This is a genomic window from Microbacterium fluminis, assembly GCF_051549805.1.
In the GTDB taxonomy this organism is placed as follows: Bacteria; Actinomycetota; Actinomycetes; order Actinomycetales; family Microbacteriaceae; genus Microbacterium.
The window spans coordinates 2388742-2412963 of sequence record NZ_CP196042.1 but is presented as its reverse complement, the minus strand read 5'-3'; the positions used below and the strand labels follow the sequence as shown (position 1 = coordinate 2412963).

The 24222-nt window shown below is 70.7% G+C and carries 22 protein-coding genes; 8 read left to right on the top strand and 14 right to left on the bottom strand.

Annotated features, from left to right (window positions below; genetic code table 11):
* Window positions 1–11 precede the first annotated feature (11 nt).
* The 6 genes from ACSJDX_RS11665 to rplU form a co-directional block, all read right to left on the bottom strand.
* Entirely contained in the window at window positions 12–242 is a 231-nt protein-coding gene (locus ACSJDX_RS11665; protein ID WP_438352841.1) for a hypothetical protein, read from the bottom strand.
* Window positions 243–296: 54 nt separating this feature from the next.
* Window positions 297–1556 (bottom strand): glutamate-5-semialdehyde dehydrogenase, encoded by a 1260-nt coding sequence (locus tag ACSJDX_RS11660; RefSeq protein ID WP_438352840.1) that lies wholly within the window; start codon window positions 1554–1556, stop codon window positions 297–299.
* Window positions 1553–2410 (bottom strand): glutamate 5-kinase, encoded by an 858-nt coding sequence (gene proB / locus ACSJDX_RS11655; protein WP_438352839.1) that lies wholly within the window; start codon window positions 2408–2410, stop codon window positions 1553–1555. The genes ACSJDX_RS11660 and proB overlap by 4 nt, the downstream gene beginning before the upstream one ends.
* Entirely contained in the window at window positions 2407–3909 is a 1503-nt protein-coding gene (gene obgE, locus ACSJDX_RS11650; RefSeq protein WP_438352838.1) for a GTPase ObgE, read from the bottom strand. Before obgE ends, proB begins: the two co-directional genes overlap by 4 nt.
* Before the next feature lie 84 nt (window positions 3910–3993).
* Complete coding sequence (gene rpmA, locus ACSJDX_RS11645) at window positions 3994–4251, bottom strand: 50S ribosomal protein L27 (RefSeq protein ID WP_438352837.1); 258 nt, start codon at window positions 4249–4251, stop codon at window positions 3994–3996.
* Between the two features lie 19 nt (window positions 4252–4270).
* Window positions 4271–4579, bottom strand: coding sequence for a 50S ribosomal protein L21 (gene rplU / locus ACSJDX_RS11640; protein ID WP_438352836.1), 309 nt, complete (start codon window positions 4577–4579; stop codon window positions 4271–4273).
* A gap of 165 nt (window positions 4580–4744) precedes the next feature.
* Here rplU and ACSJDX_RS11635 point away from each other — a divergent pair, with 165 nt between their 5' ends.
* A complete protein-coding gene (locus ACSJDX_RS11635) occupies window positions 4745–5017 on the top strand; it encodes a DUF4031 domain-containing protein (protein ID WP_438352835.1) in 273 nt (90 codons plus the stop codon).
* Between the two features lie 72 nt (window positions 5018–5089).
* On the opposite strand, the gene ACSJDX_RS11630 is transcribed toward ACSJDX_RS11635, so the two are convergent.
* A complete protein-coding gene (locus ACSJDX_RS11630) occupies window positions 5090–7474 on the bottom strand; it encodes an Rne/Rng family ribonuclease (RefSeq protein ID WP_438352834.1) in 2385 nt (794 codons plus the stop codon).
* A 330-nt stretch (window positions 7475–7804) separates the two neighbouring features.
* Between ACSJDX_RS11630 and ACSJDX_RS11625 the strand changes: the two genes are divergently transcribed.
* Window positions 7805–8413, top strand: a complete 609-nt coding sequence (locus ACSJDX_RS11625; RefSeq protein ID WP_438352833.1) for a vitamin K epoxide reductase family protein — start codon at window positions 7805–7807, stop codon at window positions 8411–8413.
* A 56-nt stretch (window positions 8414–8469) separates the two neighbouring features.
* Here the strand turns inward: ACSJDX_RS11625 and ndk are convergent, their stop codons facing one another.
* The 4 genes from ndk to ileS are packed head-to-tail and all read right to left on the bottom strand — an operon-like array spanning window position 8470 to window position 14048.
* Entirely contained in the window at window positions 8470–8886 is a 417-nt protein-coding gene (ndk, locus tag ACSJDX_RS11620) for a nucleoside-diphosphate kinase (RefSeq protein ID WP_438352832.1), read from the bottom strand.
* Window position 8887: 1 nt separating this feature from the next.
* A complete protein-coding gene (locus tag ACSJDX_RS11615) occupies window positions 8888–9316 on the bottom strand; it encodes a DUF4233 domain-containing protein (protein WP_438352831.1) in 429 nt (142 codons plus the stop codon).
* Complete coding sequence (locus ACSJDX_RS11610) at window positions 9304–10656, bottom strand: bifunctional folylpolyglutamate synthase/dihydrofolate synthase (RefSeq protein ID WP_438352830.1); 1353 nt, start codon at window positions 10654–10656, stop codon at window positions 9304–9306. Before ACSJDX_RS11610 ends, ACSJDX_RS11615 begins: the two co-directional genes overlap by 13 nt.
* Window positions 10653–14048, bottom strand: a complete 3396-nt coding sequence (gene ileS / locus ACSJDX_RS11605; protein WP_438352829.1) for an isoleucine--tRNA ligase — start codon at window positions 14046–14048, stop codon at window positions 10653–10655. Before ileS ends, ACSJDX_RS11610 begins: the two co-directional genes overlap by 4 nt.
* A gap of 357 nt (window positions 14049–14405) precedes the next feature.
* Between ileS and ACSJDX_RS11600 the strand changes: the two genes are divergently transcribed.
* The 5 genes from ACSJDX_RS11600 (at window position 14406) to ACSJDX_RS11580 (ending at window position 19924) form a co-directional block, all read left to right on the top strand.
* Window positions 14406–14912, top strand: coding sequence for a hypothetical protein (locus tag ACSJDX_RS11600; protein WP_438352828.1), 507 nt, complete (start codon window positions 14406–14408; stop codon window positions 14910–14912).
* Window positions 14913–16343 (top strand): sensor histidine kinase, encoded by a 1431-nt coding sequence (locus ACSJDX_RS11595; protein WP_438352827.1) that lies wholly within the window; start codon window positions 14913–14915, stop codon window positions 16341–16343.
* Window positions 16340–16957: a response regulator gene (locus ACSJDX_RS11590; protein ID WP_438352826.1), complete on the top strand. Its 618-nt coding sequence runs from the start codon at window positions 16340–16342 to the stop codon at window positions 16955–16957. The genes ACSJDX_RS11595 and ACSJDX_RS11590 overlap by 4 nt, the downstream gene beginning before the upstream one ends.
* 154 nt (window positions 16958–17111) lie before the next feature.
* Window positions 17112–19685, top strand: coding sequence for a valine--tRNA ligase (gene valS / locus ACSJDX_RS11585; RefSeq protein ID WP_438352825.1), 2574 nt, complete (start codon window positions 17112–17114; stop codon window positions 19683–19685).
* The gene (locus tag ACSJDX_RS11580; protein WP_438352824.1) at window positions 19685–19924 is read left to right on the top strand and encodes a hypothetical protein; all 240 of its coding nucleotides are present in this window, start codon (window positions 19685–19687) and stop codon (window positions 19922–19924) included. The genes valS and ACSJDX_RS11580 overlap by 1 nt, the downstream gene beginning before the upstream one ends.
* 20 nt (window positions 19925–19944) lie before the next feature.
* Here ACSJDX_RS11580 and ACSJDX_RS11575 read toward each other — a convergent pair whose 3' ends face one another.
* Together ACSJDX_RS11575 and ACSJDX_RS11570 are read right to left on the bottom strand one after the other, a co-directional pair.
* Window positions 19945–20163, bottom strand: coding sequence for a hypothetical protein (locus ACSJDX_RS11575; protein ID WP_438352823.1), 219 nt, complete (start codon window positions 20161–20163; stop codon window positions 19945–19947).
* Window positions 20164–20172: 9 nt separating this feature from the next.
* Window positions 20173–20784: a helix-turn-helix domain-containing protein gene (locus ACSJDX_RS11570; RefSeq protein WP_438352822.1), complete on the bottom strand. Its 612-nt coding sequence runs from the start codon at window positions 20782–20784 to the stop codon at window positions 20173–20175.
* Between the two features lie 96 nt (window positions 20785–20880).
* Here ACSJDX_RS11570 and ACSJDX_RS11565 point away from each other — a divergent pair, with 96 nt between their 5' ends.
* A complete protein-coding gene (locus tag ACSJDX_RS11565) occupies window positions 20881–22935 on the top strand; it encodes a M3 family metallopeptidase (protein ID WP_438352821.1) in 2055 nt (684 codons plus the stop codon).
* Window positions 22936–22941: 6 nt separating this feature from the next.
* Here ACSJDX_RS11565 and clpX read toward each other — a convergent pair whose 3' ends face one another.
* Entirely contained in the window at window positions 22942–24210 is a 1269-nt protein-coding gene (gene clpX, locus ACSJDX_RS11560) for an ATP-dependent Clp protease ATP-binding subunit ClpX (protein ID WP_438352820.1), read from the bottom strand.
* Between the last annotated feature and the right edge of the window lie 12 nt (window positions 24211–24222).

The following is a 24222-nucleotide window of genomic DNA, read 5'->3' as shown; positions in this document are numbered from 1 at the left end:
CGGTCCTCGACCTAGTGGCCGTGCCCGTGTCCCGCCTGCGGGAGGTCGTCGGCGTGCGCACGGGCGTAGGCCTCGGCCTTGTGCGCGTGACGGTTGGCGACGTTGCGGTACGAGAGGGTCACCAGAGCGAGAGCGGCGAAAGCCACGAGCGCCACGATGCCGTAGCCGATCGTCTCGAGGGCCACGTTGGCGTGGTGCCCGGACTCCGCGGCGGCGGCAGCGACGAGGGCGGCGATGGTCATCAGGACTCCGTTCGGGAAGCGGGTGCGCCGGGGCGCAGTGAAGAGTTTAGGCGGTCAGGCGCGGACTTGTCCGGAGCCGCGCGCGAGCCACTTGGTGCTGGTGAGCTCGGCGAGCCCCATCGGGCCGCGGGCGTGGAGCTTCTGGGTCGAGATCCCGACCTCGGCGCCGAAGCCGAACTCGCCGCCGTCGGTGAACCGCGTCGACGCGTTCGCCATCACCACGGCGGAGTCGACCTCGGCCAGGAAGCGCTCGGCGTTGGCCGCGTCCTCGGTGATGATCGACTCGGTGTGGTGGGTGGAGTAGCGGCGGATGTGCGCCAGCGCGTCGTCGAGGTCGTCGACCACCCGCATCGCGATGTCGAGGCTGAGGTACTCCTCAGCCCAGTCGTCCTCCGTCGCGGGGACGGCCGCGGGGGCGAGCGCGCGCACCGCGTCATCACCGTGCACGGTCACGCCCGCATCGCTGAGCGCCGCCGCCACGGTCGGGATCAGGCGCTGCGCGGCATCCCGGTGCACGAGTACCGTCTCGACGGCGTTGCACACGCTCGGCCGCTGCGCCTTCGCGTTCACGACGATGTCGCGGGCCCACTCGAGGGGCGCGGTCGCGTCGAGCACGATGTGCACGACGCCGGCACCGGTCTCGATGACCGGGACGGATGACTCGGTCACGACCGTCTCGATGAGCTGCGCACTGCCGCGGGGCACCAGCACGTCGACGATCCCGCGGGCGCGCATGAGCTCACGGGCGCCGTCGCGCCCGAAGTCGTCGACGGTCTGGATGGCGTCGGGATCGATGCCCTGCTCGGCGAGGGCGTCGCGCATCACGGCGATGAGCTCGCGGTTGGTCTCCTCGGCCGCGGACCCGCCACGGAGCACCACGGTGTTGCCCGAGCGGAGCGCGAGGGCGGTGATGTCGACGGTGACGTTGGGGCGCGCCTCGTAGATCGAGCCGACCACGCCGAACGGCACGGCCACTTTGGTGAGTCGGACGCCGTTGGCGAGCGTGCGCTCGTCGAGCACCCGGCCCACCGGATCGGGAAGCAGGGCGATCTCGCGCACCGCCGAGGCCAGCGCGAGCACACGCACGGGATCGAGGCGCAGCCGGTCCTGCAGCGCTTCGGACAGACCTCCGGCGCGACCGCGCTCCAGATCGAGGGCGTTGGCCGCGACGATCCGATCGGATGCCGCCTCGATCGCCGCCGAGATCGTGTCGAGCGCGTCCCGCTTGCGCTCGTCGGAGAGGAGCCCCACGGTGCGCGCGGCATCCTTCGCGCGCAGCATGCGTTCGCGGGGCGCCACGGCGGTGATCGTCATCGTTCCAGTGTATCGAGGGGGCTCAGCGTCGAAGACGTGCGGATCGGCCCCGTGGCGGCGGGCGCCGCCGGTGCGGGGTTCGGATCGAACCACGTGCCGATGTCGTCGCCGCGGAGGGCCTCGGCGACCAGGTCGGCGCTCGTCACGAGCACCCCGACCCCCGCGGCCGCCGCGACGCGCGCGGCCGACACCTTCGTGGCCGCACCGCCCGTGCCGACGCTGTTGACGACGACCGAGCCGAACTGGAACCCGCTGAGGTCGTCTCCGTACACGACGCGCGCGATCGGCTCGGCGCCCGGCTCGTCGGGCGGTCGCGTGTAGAGGCTGACGATGTCGCTCAGCAGCACGAGCGCGTCGGCGCCGATCAGCTCGGCCACCAGTGCGGCGAGGCGGTCGTTGTCGCCGAAGCGGATCTCGTGCGTCGCGACCGTGTCGTTCTCGTTGACGATCGGGAGGATGCGCAGACCGAGGAGCCTCTCCATCGCGCGTCGAGCGTTCGAGCGGTGCGTGGGGTTCTCCAGGTCGCCCGCGGTGAGCAGCACCTGCCCGGCCACGATCTCGAAAGGCCGCAGCGCCGCCTGATAGCGGTAGATGAGGACGTTCTGGCCCACCGCGGCGGCGGCCTGCTGCGTGGCGAGGTCGCTCGGGCGCGCATCGAGGGCGAGGAAAGGCATGCCCGTCGCGATCGCACCCGACGAGACCAGCACCACCTCCGTCCCGCGGGCGTGGGCGGCCGCCAGTGCCTCGACGATCGGATCGATCTTGGCGGCGTTCTCCCCGCTGATCGATGACGAGCCGACCTTCACCACGACCCTGCGCGCACCGGCCAGGTCGGCGCGGGTGCGTGCGGTCATCCCGCGTCTCCCCCGGTGCGCTCGCGCAGACGCTCGGCCTCCAGCTCGGCGCGCGCGTCGGCCTTGGCGTCCATCCGCTCGTGATAGCGCTCGCGGCGCTGCGAGGTGGTGCGCCGCGGGTTCTGCACGAGTCGGGGGTCGGTGCCGCGGGGGGCGGTCATCAGCTCGGCGACCGAGCTGAGCGTCGGCTCCCAGTCGAACACCACGCCGTCCCCCTCGCCGATCACGACGGTCGCCCCGGCGGTCGCCCCGGCGCGGAACAGCTCGTCCTCGACGCCCAGCTTCTCGAGGCGGTCGGCGAGGTATCCGACGGCCTCCTCGTTCTGGAAGTCGGTCTGCTGCATCCATCGGACCGGCTTCTCGCCGATGATGCGGAACACGTCGCCGTACGTTCCGCCCTCGACGCGGATCGTGAACTCCTTCTGCGCGCCCTTCGGCCGGATCACGATGCGCTCCGCGACGGGCTTGGATGCCTCGATGACACGGTGCTGCGCGACGACATCGGCCAGGGCGAAGGTGAGCTGTCGCAGTCCGTCATGGCTGACCGTCGAGATCTCGAAGACCCGGAAACCCCGCGCCTCGAGCTCGGGGCGGACCAGATTCGCGAGGTCGCGCGCCTCGGGCACATCGACCTTGTTCAGGGCGATCAGCTGCGGACGGTCGAGCAGCGGGGTCTGACCCTCGGGCACGGGGTACGCGGCGAGTTCCGCGAGGATCACGTCGAGGTCGCTGAGCGGGTCGCGACCGGGCTCGAGGGTGGCGCAGTCGAGCACGTGCACGAGCGCCGTGCACCGCTCGACGTGGCGGAGGAACTCCAGGCCGAGTCCCTTGCCCTCGCTGGCGCCCTCGATCAGGCCGGGCACGTCGGCGACCGTGAAGCGCACCTCGCCGGCCTGCACCACGCCGAGGTTCGGGTGCAGCGTGGTGAACGGGTAGTCCGCGATCTTCGGTCGCGCCGCCGAGATGGCCGCGACGAGGCTCGACTTGCCCGCCGAGGGGAAGCCCACCAGCGCCACATCGGCGACGGTCTTCAGCTCGAGCTGGACGTCGCCCTCCCACCCGGGCGTGCCGAGCAGGGCGAAACCCGGGGCCTTGCGCTTGGGGGTGGCCAGCGTGGCGTTGCCGAGTCCGCCGATACCGCCCGCGGCGACGACGTAGCGCATGCCGGGCTCGATCATGTCGACGAGCGGCTCGCCCGCGGCATCCTTCACCAGCGTCCCGATCGGAACGGCGAGCTCCACCGGCTCCCCCGCCGCGCCCGAGCGGTGGTCGCCCATGCCGAAGCCGCCGTTGCCGGCGCTGCGGTGGGGCGAGTGGTGGTACGAGAGCAGCGTCGTGACCTGGGGGTCGGCCACCAGCACGACGTCGCCGCCGTGGCCGCCGTTGCCGCCGTCGGGGCCGGCGAGGGGCTTGAACTTCTCGCGCTTGACCGACACGCAGCCGTTGCCGCCCTTGCCCGCACGCAGGTGCAGCGTCACCCGATCGACGAACGTGACCATGCGGGGTGCTCCTTCTGAAGCGGGGGAATGGAACGAGGGGGCGGGCCGAAGCCCGCCCCCTCGCAGAGATCTACGAGCCTCGGATTACTCCGCGGCCGCGACGATGTTGACGACCTTGCGGCCGCCCTTCTGGCCGAACTCGACCGCGCCCGGGGACAGGGCGAACAGCGTGTCGTCGCCGCCACGGCCGACGTTGACGCCGGGGTGGAAGTGCGTGCCGCGCTGGCGGACGATGATCTCGCCGGCGAGCACCTTCTGACCGCCGAAGCGCTTCACGCCGAGGCGTTGTGCGTTGGAGTCACGACCGTTGCGAGTGGAGCTCGCGCCCTTTTTGTGTGCCATGTCCTGAGTCTCCTCGTGCTTACTTGATGCCGGTGACCTTGACGCGCGTGAGGTCCTGACGGTGCCCCTGGCGCTTCTTGTAGCCGGTCTTGTTCTTGAACTTCTGGATCACGATCTTGGGGCCGCGCTCCTCGCCGAGCACCTCAGCGGTCACGGTCACCTTCGCGAGCTTGTCGGCGTCGGTGGTGACGGCGTCGCCGTCGACCAGCAGCACCGCGGGGAGCTGGATGCTGTCGCCGATCTTCGCCGCCTGACGGTCGAGCACGACGATGGTGCCGACCTGGACCTTCTCCTGCCGACCACCGGCGCGCACTACTGCGTAAACCACTTCATACCTGTTTCCTCGGGGAGCGCGCGGCTCCGGATGCCTGAGCAAGACGTGGTGCGGAGGCATGAGAGCACCTCGACGCACCAAAGGAATACTTTACCCGATGCCCGGCCCCCTGGCAAAAGCGGTGCGGGGCGTGTCGCGGTGCACGCCTAGGATCCGGGTATGGCGATCCTGATCGACGATCCGCGCTGGCCGGCGCACGGCCGCCTGTGGGCGCACCTGGTGAGCGACAGCGACCTCGCCGAGCTGCACGCGTTCGCGGCCGCCAACGACCTCCCCCCGCGCAGCTTCGACCTCGACCACTACGACGTGCCGCAGGAGGCGCACGCCCGGCTGGTCGCCGCGGGGGCCCGCCACGTCGACGGACACGCGCTCGTGCGGGCGCTGATCGCCTCGGGGCTGCGGATCACCGCCCGCGAGCGCCGCGGACGCTGACACGGACGACGGATGCCGGCGCCCACCGCGCGCGAGCGGCGAGCACCGGCATCCGTCAGCGGAGTGTCGGCGTCAGTCCTCCGCGGGCACGTGCGGCACCGGGGTGCCGGTGAGACCGGCCGTGGTGACCCTTCGCCGCGAGCGTCCCTGACCGGGCGCCTTGGGCTCGGGAAGAGCGTTCAGGACCGTGTCCAGCAGCGCCTCCTTCTCGGTCTTGGGCGCGGGCTTCGCGGGTGTGCGCTTCTTGCGCGGCTTCTTCGGCCTCTCGGCGGCCTCGTCGACCAGGACGGCCGCGGGTGCGGGCTCGGTCGTCGCGGGCTCGTCGTCGTGGTGGTGGATGGTCGACGCCGCGATCTGCGCGAGCGCCGACTTCACGCCCTCCGTGATGACGTGCGTGCCTCCGGTGGGACCCGACGGGGCCGCGCCACCACGGGGACGTCGGCCGGAGGGGGCCCCGCCCACGGGCATCCGATGCTTGACGACGGGGTCGTGGTGCACGATCACGCCGCGGCCGGCGCACACGTCGCACGCCTCGCTGAAGGTCTCGAGCAGGCCGAGCCCCAGCTTCTTGCGCGTCATCTGCACCAGTCCGAGCGAGGTCACCTCGGCCACCTGGTGCTTGGTGCGGTCGCGGCTCAGGCATTCGACGAGTCGGCGCAGCACCAGGTCGCGGTTGCTCTCGAGCACCATGTCGATGAAGTCGACCACGATGATGCCGCCGATGTCGCGCAGGCGCAGCTGGCGCACGATCTCCTCGGCGGCCTCGAGGTTGTTCTTGGTGACCGTCTCCTCGAGGTTGCCGCCGGATCCGACGAACTTGCCGGTGTTGACGTCGACCACGGTCATCGCCTCGGTGCGGTCGATCACGAGCGACCCGCCGGACGGCAGCCACACCTTGCGGTCGAGCGCCTTCTCGATCTGCTCGGTGACGCGGTACACGTCGAACGGGTCGGCGTCGCCCTCGTACTTGTCGACGCGCTCGAGGAGGTCGGGCGCGACGCTGGCGAGGTAGCCGGTGATCGTGTGCTGCGCGTCCTCGCCCTGGATGAGCATCCTGGTGAAGTCCTCGTTGAAGACGTCGCGCACGATCTTGACCAGCAGGTCGGGCTCGGAGTGCAGCAGCGCAGGCGCCTGGATCGACGCGACCTGCGCGCTGATGTGCTCCCACTGCGCGGTGAGGCGCTGCACGTCGCGCGTGAGCTGCTCCTCGGTCGCGCCCTCGGCGGCGGTGCGCACGATGACGCCCGACGACTCGGGCAGCACCTCCTTGAGGATGCGCTTGAGGCGCGCCCGCTCGGTGTCGGGGAGCTTGCGCGAGATGCCGTTCATCGCGCCGCCGGGCACGTACACGAGGTAGCGTCCGGGCAGCGAGATCTGGCTCGTCAGTCGGGCGCCCTTGTGACCGACCGGGTCCTTCGTGACCTGCACGAGCACGCGATCGCCCGACTTGAGGGCGAGCTCGATGCGGCGAGGCTGATTGCCCGTCTCGACCGCGTCCCAGTCGACCTCGCCGGAGTAGAGCACGGCGTTGCGGCCCCGACCGATGTCGACGAAGGCCGCCTCCATGCTGGGCAGCACGTTCTGTACGCGGCCGAGGTAGACGTTGCCGATCAGCGACGACTCCTGGCTGCGGGCGACGTAGTGCTCGACGAGCACGTTGTCCTCGAGCACCGCGATCTGGACGCGGCCGTTCTTGGAGCGCACGATCATGACGCGGTCGACGGCCTCGCGCCGGGCGAGGAACTCCGCCTCGGTCACGACCGCGCGGCGACGGCCGGCCTCGCGGCCGTCGCGACGGCGCTGCTTCTTGGCCTCGAGACGCGTCGAGCCCTTGATGCGCTGCGGCTCGGTGATGAGCTCGACCGCGCGCTGACGAGGCTGCTGCGGGGCATCGGATGCCCCGTCCCGCGCCTCTCCCCCGCCGCGACGGCGGTTGCGGCGCCGCGACGACGCCGATTCGGGCTCGTCCGCGGCCGGCTCGTCGTCGCCGGGAAGGGCGGGGAGGTGCACGACCTCCGGCGCGTAGAACATCAGCTGCGTCGAGACCGCCGAGACGAAGACCTCGGGCAGGAGGCCGAGCGAGACGGCCGTGATCGGGCCGGCGGGCTCCGCCTCCGGCGCCGACTCGGGCTCGGGCTCGGTCGACTCGGGCTCGGTCGGAGCGGACTCCACGGCATCGACTCCTGCGGGAGCCCCGTCGACGGCCGGCTCCGGCCGGGCATCGTCCGTCGGGGGGACCTCGACGGACTCCGGCGCCTCGCCACCGTCTTCGACCGCGGCCTCGGGAGGCAGGATCTGCTCGACGGAGGTCGGCCACGAGGCATCCGTCGATGCGGTCGCGTCCGCGGCGGCCGCGTGGTCGTCCGGGTCGTGAGGGACGGACTCCGGCGACGTCAGCGCGTCGGAGTGCTCCTCGGTGGTGTGTTCGTCGGTCCGGTTCTCTGTGTCATCAGCCATCACTGGCGCACTCCCTGCGGGCGACACCGCGCGTCGCCCGGCAAAACTCACGCGGCTCCGCTCGTGGGTGCCGCTCACTTCCTCGGTCTGCAGCGGGCCCGTGGCTCGCGCTGCTCTGGGCTCTGTCGCCCGAAGTCTTCGCGATGCGGTGCGCGGCGCGGCCGCGCGCATCGAGGCCATTATCGCACAGTGGACCGGAGCCGAGCGGGCGGCATCGGCGTCGGCGTTTCCGGTCGGCTCTGAAGTCGTCGGGGGATGTCGCTCCGCGGGCGACGGGCGTCGGCGCACGGGGCGAAGTCGCGACACAACCGGCGATGGGATAATCCCGGCATGCCCTCCTCGCCGTCCCACACCCGTCCGACCGTCCTGGCCGTCTGGCTGGTGATCGCCGGCGTGATCGGCTGGTCCGCCGCGTTCGCCCTCACACTCGAGAAGCTGCATGCCCTCGCCAACCCGGGTGCAGGCGCATCCTGCGATTTCAGCGTGCTGGTCCAGTGCTCGGCGAACCTCGAGTCGGCTCAGGGCAGCGTGTTCGGGTTCCCGAACCCCCTGATCGGCCTCGGAGCGTGGACCGCTCCGATCGTGGTCGGGATGGCGATCCTCGCGGGCGCGCGCTTCGCCCGCTGGTTCTGGGTGCTGTTCTGGGCGGGGATGCTGTTCGCGTTCTGCTTCGTGTGCTGGCTCATCGGCCAGAGCATCTTCGTGCTCGGCACGCTCTGCCCGTGGTGCATGGTGACGTGGGCGGTGACGATCCCCACGTTCTACGCCGTGACCCTCCACCTCCTGCGCAGCGGCGTGGTGCCCGCACTGGCGGGGCTGCGATCCGCGGCGAACCGCCTGATGGCGTGGGTACCGCTGCTGGCGATCCTCAGCTACGCCGTCATCGTCCTCCTCGCCCAGGTGCGCCTCGACGCCCTCACGAACATCTTCGGGGGCTGAGCACAGCCGAAGGGCCGGGCATCCGCGCGGATGCCCGGCCCTTCGTCAGGCGGAGGTCAGGGGAACCAGATGTCCAGCTCGCGCGCGGCCGACTCGGGGCTGTCCGAGCCGTGCACGAGGTTCTGCTGAACCTTGAGGCCCCAGTCACGTCCGAAGTCGCCGCGGATGGTGCCGGGCGCGGCGGTCGTCGGGTCGGTGGTGCCCGCGAGTGAGCGGAAGCCTTCGATGACGCGGTTGCCCGCCAGGCGGATCGCCACCGAGGGCCCCGACATCATGAACTCGAGCAGCGGCTCGTAGAACGGCTTTCCGGCGTGCTCCTCGTAGTGGCGCTCCAGCACGTCGCGATCGGGCTCGGTCAGCCGGATGTCGACGAGGGAGTACCCCTTCGCCTCGATGCGGGCGAGGATGGCGCCGGTGAGGCCGCGGGCGACGCCGTCGGGCTTGACCAGGACGAGGGTCTGTTCGGTGGACATGTCAGTCTCCGTTCGCGGGGCGGGGATCGTGCGCGAGACGTGCGTTGCGCGCGTCGAGGGATGCTCCCTTGATCGTCGCATACGCCCACATGCCACCGAAAATGAGCGCCACCAGCCCCAGCGCGGGCACGAGGAACGCGCCGAGCCCGACGATCACCTGCAGGATCCAGCCCAGCACGATGCCCCATCGATGACGCAGCACCCCGGACGCGGCGATCATCAGCAGCGCCATCACGGCACCGGCCACGACCCCCCACCACTGGTCGATACCGGCCGGGAGTGCTTTGAGCCCGAAGATCGCCAACCCCCCGAGGAACACCACCACCGACTCGAATCCGAGCACGATCGAGCCGAGCGACTCGGCCGCACCCCGCGCCCGTCGGAGGCGGCGGGGCTTCGGCGCCTTCTCGGGCGCGCTCACTCGTGCCACCCGGCCTTCCAGTCCTCGGCAGCCGACAGGGCGAGCGCCTCTCCGGCGAGCACGACCGAGCCGGCGATCACGACGGCGCGCCGGTCGGATGCCGCGGCCCACGCGCGTGCGGCCTCCGCGGCGCCGTCGAGATCGTCGTGAACGGTGACCGGCAGTCCTGCCGTCTCGACGTGGTCGGCGATCGTGTCGGGCGGCGCGGCCCGTTCGGAGCGGGGAGCCGTGGCGAACACATGTGCGGCCGCCGGGGCGACGGCGGCCACGATTCCGGCCACGTCCTTGTCGTCGAGCGCGCCCAGCACGACACCCCACTCGTCGAAGTCGAACGCGGTGCGCAGCGCATCGACGAGCGCTCGCGCACCGTGCGGATTGTGCGCCGCATCGACGAGCACCGTCGGCGCGATGCCGACGAGCTGGAGGCGTCCGGGCGAGGTGGTCTCAGCCAGGCCCTGGGACAGCACCCCGCCGGCGATCGGCCGGGTCGCGCCGCCGATCAGCGACTCGACCGCCGCGATCGCCAGCGCGGCGTTGAACGCCTGGTGCGAGCCGTACAGCGGCAGGTACTCGTCGGCGTAGGTTCCGGCCAGCCCGCGCACCGTGATCGCCTGGCCCCCCACGGCGAGGCTGTCCGACACGAGGGCGAACGCCTCGCCCTCGAACGCGATGGTCGCGCCGTGCGCGGCGGCGGCGCGCCGGAGCACCTCGGCGGCTGCGGCATCCTGCTTCGCGGACACGACCGCGGCGCCGTCCTTGATGATGCCGGACTTCACCGTGGCGATCTCGGCGATCGTGTCGCCGAGCCGGTCGGTGTGATCGAGGGCGATCGGGGTGAACACGGCGACGTCGCCATCGGCGGTGTTGGTGGAATCCCAGGCGCCTCCCATGCCCACCTCCAGCACGAGCACGTCGACGGGCGCATCGGCGCATACGACGAACGCGAGGACCGTCAGCAGCTCGAAGAACGTCAGCGGCGCGTCGCCGTCAGCGGCGAGCTCGGCGTCGACCAGATCGACGAACGGGGCGATCTCGTCCCACGCGTCGGCGACGGCGGCATCAGAGGCGGGCTCGCCGTCGATCATGATTCGCTCGGTGAACCGCTCGAGGTGGGGGCTCGTGAACAGCCCTGTGCGCAGATCGTGCGCCCGCAGGAGGCTCTCGATCATCCGGCTGGTGGAGGTCTTGCCGTTCGTGCCCGTGACGTGCACGACGCGGTACGTGCGCTGCGGGTCGTCGAGGTACGTGAGCACGCGGGCGGTGCGCTCGACCCGCGGCTGCACCCACTTCTCGCCCTGCCGCGTCAGCAGGCTCGCATAGACGGCGTCGGCGCGATCGCGGTCGTTCATGCGGACGCCCCGGCCCGCGTCACGGCGACGTGGAAGCCGCCGACGTTGGCGTAGGTGCCCGCGGGCACGTACGCCACATGCTCGGGCAGGTGACCGAACACGACAGGGTGCCACGTGTCGGCGGGAGCATCCGCCGGTACATGGACGTCGCGGCCTTCGACCGAGATCGCGTGCTGCACCGCCAGGGTCTCTCCGGCGACTCCCGCCGTCTCGAATGCGGAACCGACTGCGTCGCCGTCGCCTTCTGCGGCGAACAGGAGGTGGAGCCGGATGCGGTCGCTGACGTCGAAGCCGGCCGCCTTGCGGGTGTCCTGCACGGCGCGGATGACATCGCGCGCGAGACCCTCCGCCTCCAGTTCGGACGTCGTGACGGTGTCCAGCAGCACGAACCCTCCGTGCGGCAGCAGCGCGAGCGCCTCGCCCTCGGGGCGTCCGGCGGTCTCGAGGACGAGCTCGTACTCCCCCGGCTCGAGCGCGAGCCCGCCCGCCGTGACGACCCCGTCGACCTGGGCCCAGTCGCCCGACCTGGCCGCCTGGATGGCCTGCTGCACCTGCTTGCCCAGACGCGGACCCGCCGCGCGGGCGTTGACCGCGAGGCGGTGGGTGATGCCGTACTCGGCGGCCGTTCCGTCCCCCAGCTCGACCAGCGCGACCTCTTTGACGTTGAGCTCGTCGCGCACGATCTCCTCGAACTGCGCGAGGCCGGAGGCATCCGTCGTCACCACCGTCAGTCGTGCGAGCGGAAGCCGCACGCGTTTGCCCTCGCGCTTGCGCAGCGCGTTGGCGACGCTCGACACCTCGCGGACGGCGTCCATCGCCGAGCGGATGTCAGAGGCTTCGGGGAAGGATGCCGGGTCCGGCCAGTCCTCGAGGTGCACGCTGCGGCCGCCCGTGAGCCCCTGCCAGATGCGTTCGGAGACGAGTGGGATGAGCGGGGCGGCGACGCGGGCGAGGGTCTCCAGCACCGTGTACAGGGTGTCGAACGCCTCGGTGGTGGTCGCGTCCGACGGGTCGACGCCCACCCAGAACCGGTCGCGCGAGCGGCGGATGTACCAGTTCGTGAGCGCCTCGACGAAGTCGCGCAGGCGCTCGGCCGCCGTCGTCGAGTCGAGCCCCTCCAGATCGGCGGCGACGTCGCGCACGAGGTCGCCGGTGAGCGCGAGGATGTAGCGGTCGAGCACGTCGGTCGAGTCGGTGCGCCAGGTCGCGGTGTAGCCGTCGCTGGCGTTGGCGTAGGTGGCGAAGAAGTACCACGAGTTCCACAGCGGCAGCAGGAACTCCCGCACGCCCGCGCGGATGCCCTCCTCGGTGACGACGAGGTTTCCGCCGCGCAGCACCGAGCTCGACATCAGGAACCAGCGCATCGCGTCGGACCCGTCGCGGTCGAACACCTCCGACACATCCGGGTAGTTCTTCAGCGACTTCGACATCTTGTAGCCGTCGCTGCCCAGGACGATCCCGTGGCAGGACACGCCCGTGAACGCGGGCCGGTCGAACAGGGCGGTCGAGAGCACGTGCATGAGGTAGAACCAGCCGCGGGTCTGCCCGATGTACTCGACGATGAAGTCGGCCGGAGCGTGCTCGTCGAACCAGTCGTGGTTCTCGAACGGGTAGTGCACCTGCGCGAACGGCATCGAACCCGAGTCGAACCAGACGTCCAGGACGTCCTCGATGCGTCGCATGGTGCTGCGGCCGGTCGGGTCGTCGGGGTTCGGGCGGGTGAGCTCGTCGATGAAGGGCCGGTGCAGGTCGGGCTCGCCGGCCGCATTGAGCGGGAGCCGTCCGAAGTCGGCCTCCAGCTCCGCGAGCGAGCCGTAGACGTCCACCCGCGGGTACGCGGGGTCGTCGCTCTTCCACACCGGGATGGGCGACCCCCAGAAGCGGTTGCGGCTGATCGACCAGTCCCGGGCGCCCTCGAGCCATTTCCCGAACTGCCCGTGCTTGACGTTCTCCGGCACCCAGGTGATCTGCTCGTTGTTCGCGAGCATGCGGTCCTTGATGTCGGTGACCCGCACGAACCAGCTCGAGACGGCCTTGTAGATCAGCGGGTTCCGGCAGCGCCAGCAGTGCGGGTACGAGTGCTCGTAGCTGGCTTCGCGCAGCAGCCGGCCGTCTTCGCGCAGCAGCCGGATGAGGGGACGGTTCGCGTCCATCCAGAGCTCTCCGGCGACCTCGGTCACCTGCGGAAGGAACCGCCCGCCGTCATCGAGGCTCATGATGAGCGGGATGCCGGCGGCTTCGGTGATCCGCTGGTCGTCCTCGCCGTACGCAGGCGCCTGGTGCACGATGCCGGTGCCGTCGGAGGTGGTGACGTAGTCGTCGACGAGGATGCGCCACGCCTTCTCGGTGCCCCACGCCTCGGCGTCGGCGTAGTAGTCGAACAGGCGGTCGTACGTCACGTCGACGAGGTCGGCGCCGAGGACGGTGCGACTGATCGCCGCGTACGCTTCGTCGGCGGACGTGTAGCCGAGGTCCTTGGCGTAGCCGCCGAGGAGATCCTCGGCGAGGAGGTACTCGTGCGACTCGGCCTCGGCGCGCTCGTCGCCGCGGTGCACGTCTGCGGCGCCCGCGGGACCGCCCGGGACGACGACGTAGCGGATGGCGGGACCCACGGCCAGCGCGAGGTTCGTCGGCAGGGTCCACGGTGTCGTCGTCCACGCGAGCGCGCGCACGCCGGTGAGCCCGAGCGTCTCGGCCTTGACGCCGGTCAGAGGGAAGGTCACCGTCACCGAAGGGTCCTGGCGCATCTTGTAGACGTCGTCGTCCATCCGCAGCTCGTGGCTGGACAGGGGCGTCTGGTCGCGCCAGCAGTACGGCAGCACGCGGTGGCCCTCGTACGCGAGTCCGTTGTCGTGCAGCGTCTTGAACGCCCACAGGACGGATTCCATGTAGGTCGTGTCGAGCGTCTTGTACCCGCGCTCGAAGTCGACCCAGCGGGCCTGTCGGGTCACGTAGTCCTGCCACTCGTGCGTGTACGCGAGCACCGACGAGCGCGCCTTGGCGTTGAAGACGTCGATCCCCATCGACTCGATCTCGTGCTTCTCGGTGATGCCGAGCTGCTTCATGGCCTCGAGCTCCGCGGGGAGACCGTGCGTGTCCCAGCCGAAGACGCGGTCGACGCGCTTGCCGCGCATCGTCTGGAAGCGCGGGAAGAGGTCCTTCGCGTAGCCGGTGAGGAGGTGGCCGTAGTGCGGCAGCCCGTTCGCGAACGGGGGGCCGTCGTAGAAGACCCACTCCTGCGCGCCGTCGCGGTTCTCGATCGACGCGCGGAACGTGTCGTCGGCGGCCCAGTACTCGAGCACCTCGGCTTCGATCGCGGGGAACCGGGGACTCGAGGTCACGGCGGCGGCGCCGAAGCTCGCCCCGGCGGTCGATGGGCGGGGGTAGGTCATGTTCACTCCAGCAGGTCGCGGTGCTTCCTGCGAGGACGACCCTCCCGGTGGGGAGGACCGCGGTACCACCCCGCGTATCCGACGCCGGAGCGCGGATCCCTCTCACTGCGGCTGTGACGGGCCTGCCCCGTTCGGTTCTACTGGACGCGCGTGCGCCGTTCTTCCGAAGACTCCCCGGTGATGGCCGGATCGATGTCGATGCCGACGAGTCTACCGTCCGGGCACCGTCGTCGAGGTACTACGACCATCGTGCAATGGCGGCTCCGTCCCGGCCGGGCCGAGAGTGGACACATCGACCGCGAAACCTCGCGATCTGGCCACATGACCGGTCAACGGTCACAATCGACGGAGGACATCATGAAGACGAAGCTTCTCATCGGCGGTGCCGTCGTTCTGGCGGCGGTGCCTGCCGTGCTCGGACTGTGGGGCAACGCCTCCTTCTCGCAGGACCTCCCGGTGCGCGTCCCCGCGTCCGGACAGGTGCTGCCGCTCACCCCGACCCCCTCGGCCACCCCCTCGCCGTCGGCATCCGTCGACGACAAGGGCGGACTGATCCCCCGCGACCAGCGCACCGAGCCCGGCGACGACCGTGCGGTGAACGGATCGGGAGGCGCCGGCACCACCGCGCCGGTCCCCGCGCCCAGCCCGTCGGCATCGGTCGACGACCACGGCGGACAGACCCCGCGCGACCAGCGCACCGAGCCCGGCGACGACCGTGCGGTGAACGGTTCCGGTGGTTCGTCGAACAGCGGCTCGTCCAACAGCGGCTCGGGGAGCGGATCGTCGAACAGCGGGTCCGGCAGCAGCGGCGGGCACGGCAGCGACGACACGGGCGGCTCCGGTCACAGCGGGAGCCACGGCTGAGTGAGCGCTGACACCGAACCTCTGACCCCCATCGATGCGTCCGCATCGGCGGGGGTCGGCGGCGCACCCTGGACCGTCATCGCCGACGGTACGCAGCAGCAGCGGAAGGACGTCGCCACGGCGGCGCTGCGACCGCGCCGCGTCGTGCTGCGCCTCGGGCTCGGCCTGCTCGCCGTCCTGGTGCTCGTCGGGGTGCTCGGCGCCTTCGCCTCCCAGCTGCTCGCCGAGCGCGAGGCGGTCAACGACGCGGCGAACATCGCGGACGTGTTCGCCGAGGCGCTCATCCAGCCCTCTGTCACGAACGCACTCGCCGACGGCGATCCCGCCGCCGTGACCGCGCTCGACGCGATCGTGCGCGAGCGGATGCTGGGCCCCAACGTCGTGCGGGTGAAGATCTGGTCGCCGGAGGGCACCGTGCTGTATGCCGACGAACGCGGACTCATCGGTCAGACCTTCCCCCTGGGCGATGCGCAGCGTCAGGCGCTCGCCAATCCGCAGACCCGCGCGGAGATCTCCGACCTCTCCAGCTCCGAGAACCGCTTCGAGACCGGTGGCCGACTCCTGGAGGTCTACCGGCCGGTGTGGACCCCGGACGGCCGGCAGCTGCTGTTCGAGATGTACTCGCCGTACGAGCCGGTCGCCGCGCGATCCGACGAGCTCTGGCGCGGATTCGCCGGGGTCACCGTCAGCAGCCTCCTGCTCCTGGTCGCCCTCACCGCGCCCATCGTGTGGCGCCTGCTCTCGCGGGTGCGCCGCGACGAGCGCGACCGCCTGAACCTCCTGCAGCACGCCGTCGACGCCTCCGAACAGGAACGCGGTCGCATCGCCGCGACGCTCCACGACGGTCCGGTCCAAGAGCTGGTCGGCACCGCCTTCGCCGCCGAGAACGTCGCCGATCGTGCTCTCGACCGGGGCGAGCCCGCCCTGTCCGACGAAGCGCGCGCGCTGGCATCCTCCCTCCGCGGCAACGTGCGCGCCCTGAGGTCGCTCCTCATCGACATCTACCCGAGCAGCCTCGCCGGCGCGGGCATCTCTCAGGCTCTCACCGACCTCGCCGCCAGCGTGAACGGCCGCGGACTGCACACCCGCGTGGACGTCTCGTCCGAGCTCCCACCGCTGTCCGAGCGGAGCGAGCGGCTGATCTACCGCGTGGCGCAGGAGTGTCTTCGCAACGTCGCGGCGCACGCGGGCGCCGCGACCGCGGAGGTCCGACTGACCGGACACGGCGACGCGGTGGTGCTCGAGGTCTGCGACGACGGGATCGGGATCGATCCGGCGACGCTCGCGACCCCGCAGGCGGGGCATTTCGGGACGCGCATCATCGCCGAACTCGCGATCGAGGCCGGTGCCCGCCTCGACGTGTCGAGCGCCCCCGGTGCCGGCACGGCCTGGCGCCTGCGGATTCCGCACGCCGGAGAGGGAGACGAATGATCCGGGTGCTGGTCGTCGACGACCACGTCATGGTGCGGGCGGGGCTGGCCGGCATGCTGGGCGCCGCCGGAGACATCGAGGTGGTGGGCCAGGCTGCCGACGGCGCGGCGGCGGTCGAGGAGGCCCTCGCCCATCGACCGGACGTCGTGCTCATGGACCTGTCCATGCCCGAGGTCGACGGCATCGAGGCCACCAAGCGCGTCCGCGCGGCACTGCCCGAGGCCGCCGTGGTGGTCCTGACGTCGTTCTCCGACCGCGCCCAGGTGCGTCGCGCGCTCGAGGCGGGCGCGGTGGGCTACCAGCTGAAGGATGCCGAGCCCGACGTCCTCCGCGAAGCCGTCCGCGCCGCCGCTCGCGGAGACGTGCCCCTCGATGCGCGGGTCGCCCGCGTGCTCCTCACCCAGGTCGTGGCACCGGCCGACCCGCTCAGCCCGCGCGAGCGGGAGGTGCTCGAACTGGTCGCGGAGGGCATGGCGAACAAGCAGATCGCCCGCACGCTGGGCATCACCGAACGCACCGTGAAGGCGCACCTCGGCAGCGCGTTCCGGCAGATCGGCGTCGCCGACCGCACGAGCGCGGCGCTGTGGCTCCGCGACAACTCCCGGACCGCCTGACGCGCGCACAGCTGCCCGGCGCGCAGCCGCCCGGCGTGCACCGCCGCCCGACGCTCCCGGCCGCGAGGCGACCCCGTCCGACCGCCGGTAGACTCGGGGCGACCCACACTCAGGCACGCACACACGGTGCCGCACATATGCAGGAGACCACCCCATGGCCGACGCGCACATTCCCGACAAGCCCGCCCTCGAGGGTCTCGAGCAGAAGTGGGATGCGGCCTGGGCCGCGCAGGGCACGTACCTGTTCGATCGCGCCCGTGCCGCGGCATCCGGACGTTCCGGCGTCTTCTCGGTCGACACTCCTCCGCCGACCGCGTCGGGCAGCCTGCACATCGGGCACGTGTTCTCGTACACGCACACCGACGTGAAGACCCGCTTCGAGCGGATGCGCGGCAAGACGGTGTTCTATCCGATGGGCTGGGACGACAACGGCCTGCCCACCGAGCGCCGCGTCCAGAACTACTACGGCGTGCGGTGCGACCCCTCGCTCCTGTACGACCCCGACTTCACGCCGCCGTTCCAGGGTGGCGACAACAAGTCGAGCAAGGCCGCCGACCAGCAGCCGATCAGCCGCCGCAACTTCATCGAGCTGTGCGAGAGCCTCACGCTCGAGGACGAGAAGCAGTTCGAGGCGCTCTTCCGCCAGCTCGGTCTCTCGGTGGACTGGACGCAGACCTACCGCACCATCTCGGACGACACGATCCGCACCAGCCAGCTCGCGTTCCTGCGCAACCTCGACCGTGGCGAGGCCTATCAGGCCCTGGCCCCCACCCTGTGGGACGTCGACTTCCGGTCGGCGATCGCGCAGGCCGAGCTCGAGGACCGCGATCAGCCGGCCGCGTACCACCGCCTCGCCTTCCACAAGACCGACGGCTCGGGCGACGTGCACATCGAGACGACGCGGCCCGAGCTGCTCGCCGCGTGCGTGGCGCTGGTGGCCCACCCGGACGACGAGCGCTATCAGCCGCTGTTCGGCACGACGGTGCGCACCCCGATCTTCGACGTGGAGGTGCCGGTCCTCGCCCACCCGCTCGCCCAGGTCGACAAGGGCTCGGGCATCGCCATGATCTGCACGTTCGGCGATGTGACCGACATCGTGTGGTGGCGCGAGCTCGACCTGCCCAACCGCACGATCGTCGGCAAGGACGGGCGCATCCTCGCGGACGCTCCCGACGTGCTGGTGACGGATGCCGCGATCGCCGCGTACGCGGAGCTGGCGGGCAAGACGATCTTCAGCGCCAAGAAGGCGATCGTCGACCTGCTGCGCGCCTCCGGCGAGCTCATCGGCGACCCGAAGCCGTTCACGCACGCGGTGAAGTTCTTCGAGAAGGGCGACCGCCCCCTCGAGATCGTCTCGACGCGCCAGTGGTACCTGCGCAACGGGGCGCGCGACGAGGCGCTGCGCGACACGCTGATCGCCCTCGGCGCCGGCATGGCGTGGCACCCCGACTTCATGCGCGTCCGCTACGAGAACTGGACGAACGGACTCACCGGCGATTGGCTCGTCTCGCGGCAGCGCTTCTTCGGCGTGCCGATCCCGGTCTGGTACGGGCTCGACGAGAACGGCGAGCGGGACTTCGACGTCGTGCTCACGCCGGATCTCTCGGCCCTGCCCGTCGACCCGACGATCGACGTGCCCCCCGGCTATTCCGCCGACCAGCGCGGCGTCGCCGGAGGCTTCGAGGGCGAGCGCGACATCTTCGACACCTGGGCCACATCGTCGCTGACCCCGCAGCTCGCCGGCGGCTGGGAGCGCGACCCCGAGCTGTGGAACCTCGTCGCCCCGTTCGACCTGCGCCCGCAGGGGCAGGACATCATCCGCACGTGGCTGTTCTCGACGATGCTGCGCAGCGCACTGGAAGACGATCGGGCCCCGTGGACGGATGCCGCGATCTCGGGCTTCATCGTCGATCCCGACCGCAAGAAGATGTCGAAGTCGAAGGGCAACGTCGTCACGCCGGCCGACATCCTCGACCAGCACGGCACCGACGCGGTGCGGTACTGGTCGGCCTCCAGCCGCCTCGGCGCCGACGCCGCCTTCGACCCGCAGAACCCGACCCAGGTGAAGATCGGGCGCCGCCTCGCGATCAAGGTGCTCAACGCGGCGAAGTTCGTGCTGTCCTTCCCGGTCCCCGAGGGCGCCCAGGTGACGCACGCAGTGGATGCCTCGATGCTCGCCGCCCTGGACGAGGTCGTGCGCGACGCGACGAAGGCGTTCGAGACCTACGACCACGCCCGGGCGCTGGAGGTCACCGAGTCGTTCTTCTGGACGTTCTGCGACGACTACCTCGAGCTGGTGAAGGAGCGCGCCTACGACCAGAGCGACGTGGGTCAGGCATCCGCGGCACTCGCCCTGCGCCTGGCGCTGTCGACTCTTCTGCGCCTGTTCGCCCCCGTGCTGTCGTTCGCGACGGAGGAGGCGTGGTCATGGTTCGAGGAGGGATCGGTGCACACCGCCGCGTGGCCCGATCCCCGGGGCGTCGCGGCGGATGCGCCCGTGCTCGCGGCCGCGAGCGAGGCCCTGGTGGGCATCCGACGGGCCAAGACCGAGGCGAAGGTCTCGCAGAAGACCCCCATCGCGTCGCTGACGATCACGTCGCCGCACATCTCGGCGTTGCGGCTCGCCGAAGGCGACCTGCGCGCGGTGGGCCGCATCGCGGAGATCACCTTCGTCGAGGGCGACCACACCGCGGTGAGCGACATCGTGCTCGCACCGGAGGAGAGCTGATGCAGCTCGGGACGCGCTGGACCGCCGGGGCCACGCCCCCGGCGGCGGTTCCCGCGGAGCTGCATCCGCAGATCGCGGCGGTGGAGGCGTCTCTCGCCGGAGCCTCGCCGATGCCGCGCTGGACGCTCACGTGGCTGGAGCGCCGACCGGTCGCCGAGCTGGACACGGGGGTGATCGTCACGATCGACGCGGGAGGCGCGGTCGTAGTGCGTCACGACGTGGACGACGAGTTCGCCTGAGCCGAGGCGCGCTCGCCCGCTCAGCGGCGATGGACTCCCAGTCGCACCGCGTCGAGCCGCATGCGCTCGCGCTGCAGGTCGGCGTAGCTCTCGCCGACCTCGGCGCGCTCCGCCCGGCGCCGCGCGCTGTGCGCGGCGATCCGGGTGAGCCCGTCGGCGACGACGAGCAGCGCCCGCTCGATCCGGGTGCCGCGGGACGCGGCATCCGTCCAGATGAGCGGTGCGGTGTGGCTGGTCATGGCTGCTCCTCAGTCCGGGAGGGGGAAGATGTCGGCGCGGATCGTGACGGGTCGGACGTCGTCGCCGTTCTGGTCGCGGTAGCGCTCGACGTAGTCGCTGATGATCACGGAGATCTCCGCGGCGAGTTCGCCCAGCTGGCCCGCGGTCAGTCGCGCCGTCGCGGTGCTGATCATGGGCGTCTCCTCCCACGGACCACCCGCGGCGTGTTCGGCTCCACGGGAGACGAACTCCATCAGCTGTTGGTGTCGGCGGTTGAGCGTCTCGGTCAGCACGATCTGACTCGCCGCACGGCCGGAGGGCGTGCGCATCACCGCCGGATCGCCGAGCGACACCATCCCGCGCGGACGCTCCCACCAGCGCTCTCGCGCCGTGCCGCGATCGCGGACCTCGCGGATGAGATCGTGCTTCGCCAGGGCGCGCAGGTGATAGCTCGTCGACCCCGACGACTCCCCCAGCCTCTCGGCGAGGGAGCTCGCCGTCTGGGCGCCGTACTGACTCAGGATGTCGTAGATCTGCACGCGGATGGGGTGGGCCAGTGCGCGCAGCGCGCCGGCGTCGAGGACCCGCTCGGCTGACACCGCGGGTGTCGGCGTCTTCTCCTGCGTCTGCTTCTCCGTCATGGATGCAAGGATATCTTTGCGTAGTACTCTTTGCAAGCCATACTTTGCAATGGTTTCTCTGCAACATCATCCGAGCACGCGGTCTAGCCTGAGCAGATGACGGATGCCGCCTCGAACCCCTTACTGACCGCGAGCCCGCTCCCCTACGCGCTGCCGCCGTACGCGCAGATCCGCCCCGAGCACTACCTGCCCGCCTTCGAGGAGGCGTTCGCGCAGCACCTGCGCGAGGTCTCGGCGATCACCCGCGTGCGGTCGATGCCCACCTTCGAGAACACCGTCGAACCGCTGGAGCGCAGCGGCGAACTGCTCGACCGCGTCGCCCGTGCGTTCTACACCGTCTCGTCCGCCGACGCCACCGACGAGATCCAGGCGATCGACGAGACTCTCGCGCCGCTCATGGCCGCCCACCACGACGCCATCCAGCTCGACGGCGCGCTGTACTGGCGGATCGCCACTCTGCACGATCAGCTCGACGGGCTGGCGCTCGACGCGGAGCAGGCGTACCTCGTGCGTCGGCTCCACCGCGAGATGACGCTCGCCGGCGCCGGCCTCGACGACGACGCGAAGACGCGCCTGACCGACCTGAACCGGAGGCTGTCGACACTGACGACCCGATTCGAGAAGAACCTCCTCGCCGACACCAACGAGCGCGCCGTCGTGTTCGACGACCCGGCACAGCTCGACGGCCTCACCGACGGCGAGCTCTCCGCCGCGGCGCAGGCGGCGCGCGACCGCGGCCTCGACGACGGCTACGTGGTGACGCTCACGCTGTACACCGGGCATCCGTATCTCTCGTCCCTCACCGACCGGGACAGCCGCCGCCGGATCATGGCCGCCTCCCGCGCTCGGGGCTCGAGCGGCGCGCACGACAACACCGGCGTGCTCCGCGAGATCGTGCGCCTGCGCGCCGAGCGCGCGACGCTGCTGGGCTACGCCACGCATTCCGGATACGTCACCGCCGACCAGACGGCCGGCACTCCGGAGGCGGTGCACGACCTCCTGCGCCGCCTGGCGGCACCGGCCGCTGCGAACGCCGCACGCGAGCGCATCTCCCTGCAGGCGATCATCGACGCCGAGCCTGCGCCTTTCCCGCTCGAGGCCCACGACTGGGCGTTCTACACCGAGAAGGTGCGCGGTGCCCGGTACGACCTCGACCGTGCCGCCCTCCGGCCGTGGTTCGAAGCGGAGCGCGTTCTGCGGGACGGAGTCTTCCGTGCGGCCACCGACCTCTACGGCATCACGTTCGCCGAGCGCACCGACCTCGTCGCCTACCACCCCGAGGCGCGGGTGTTCGAGGTGAGCAACGCCGATGGATCCGCACTCGGCCTGTACGTGCTCGACCTGTACACACGCGACACCAAGCGCGGCGGAGCCTGGATGAACTCGATCGTCGCGCAGTCCCGGCTTCGCGGCACCGCGCCGGTGGTGGTCAACAACCTCAACGTGCCGAAGCCCGCGCCCGGCAAGCCGACGCTGCTCACCCTCGATGAGGTGACCACGCTCTTCCACGAGTTCGGCCACGCCCTGCACGGACTCTTCGCGACGGTCACCTACCCGCACTTCGCCGGGACCGCGGTGTTCCGCGACTTCGTGGAGTTCCCCAGCCAGGTCAACGAGATGTGGATCTACTGGCCCGAGGTGCTCGCCGCCTACGCCCGCCACGTCGACACCGATGAGGCGCTGCCCGCCGAGGTCGTGGAGAAGCTGCACGCCTCCGAGGCGTTCAACCAGGGGTTCGCCACGAGCGAGTACCTCGCCGCCGCCTGGCTGGACCAGGCCTGGCACTCCCTCGACGCCGAGCGGGCGGCGACGGTCGAGGATGTCGCCGCGTTCGAGGCATCCGCCCTCGCCGACATCGGACTCGACGACCCCGCGGTGCCGACCCGCTACTCGTCGACGTACTTCGCCCACGTCTTCTCGGGCGGCTACAGCGCCGGCTACTACTCCTACATCTGGAGTGAGGTGCTCGACGCCGACACGGTCGAGTGGTTCCGCGAGAACGGCGGACTCGCGCGCGCGAACGGCGACCGCTTCCGCACCCGCCTGCTCGGAGTGGGCGGCTCGAAGGACCCGCTGGAGGCGTACCGCGACTTCCGGGGGCGGGATGCCGCGATCGAACCGCTGCTGGCCCGCCGGGGTCTCACCGGCTGAGCTGATTCAGGCGCTCTTGCGCTTCTCGCGCAGGATGATGGTGGGCGCGGCCCCGTCTTCGACGGAGGGGCGGGTGATGACCACCTTCGCGACGTCCTCGGCCGACGGGATGTCGAACATGATCGGGCCGAGCACGTCTTCGAGGATGGCGCGGAGTCCGCGGGCGCCGGTCTTGCGCAGCACGGCGAGGTCGGCGATCGCGCGCAGCGCGTCGTCGTCGAACTCGAGCTCGACGCCATCGAGCTCGAACATGCGCTGATACTGCTTGACCAGTGCGTTCCGCGGCTCGGTGAGGATCTCCATGAGCGCGGCCTGGTCGAGCGGTGCCACCGACGCCACGACGGGCAGGCGACCGATGAACTCGGGGATCAGGCCGAACTTGTGCAGGTCTTCGGGGAGCACTTCGCTGAACAGGGTCTGGTCGTCGCCCTTGTCGTGGAGCGGAGCGCCGAAGCCGATCCCGTGCTTGCCCACGCGACTGGAGATGATGTCTTCGAGCCCGGCGAACGCCCCGGCCACGATGAACAGCACGTTGGTCGTGTCGATCTGGATGAACTCCTGATGCGGATGCTTGCGGCCGCCCTGCGGCGGCACGGACGCGACCGTGCCCTCGAGGATCTTCAGCAGCGCCTGCTGCACCCCCTCGCCCGACACGTCACGGGTGATCGACGGGTTCTCGGCCTTGCGGGCGATCTTGTCGACCTCGTCGATGTAGATGATGCCGGTCTCGGCGCGCTTGGTGTCGAAGTCGGCGGCCTGGATGAGCTTCAGGAGGATGTTCTCCACGTCCTCGCCGACGTAGCCCGCCTCGGTGAGCGCCGTGGCGTCGGCGACGGCGAACGGCACGTTGAGCCGCTTCGCGAGCGTCTGCGCGAGATACGTCTTGCCGCAGCCGGTCGGGCCGATGAGCAGGATGTTGCTCTTGGCGATCTCGACCTCATCGGCGCGCTGCTCGGCCGTCTGGAGCGTGCCGTGCGCGCGGATGCGCTTGTAGTGGTTGTAGACGGCGACCGAGAGGGCGCGCTTGGCGTCCTCCTGTCCGACGACGTACTCCTCGAGGAACGAGAAGATCTCGCGCGGCTTCGGGAGATCGAAATCGGAGACCACGCCCGAAGTCGACTCGGCCATGCGCTCTTCGATGATCTCGTTGCACAGCTCGACGCACTCGTCGCAGATGTACACGCCGGGACCGGCGATCAGCTGCTGCACCTGCTTCTGACTCTTGCCGCAGAAGGAGCACTTGAACAGGTCGGCACTCTCACCGATGCGTGCCATCAGGCTTCCTCC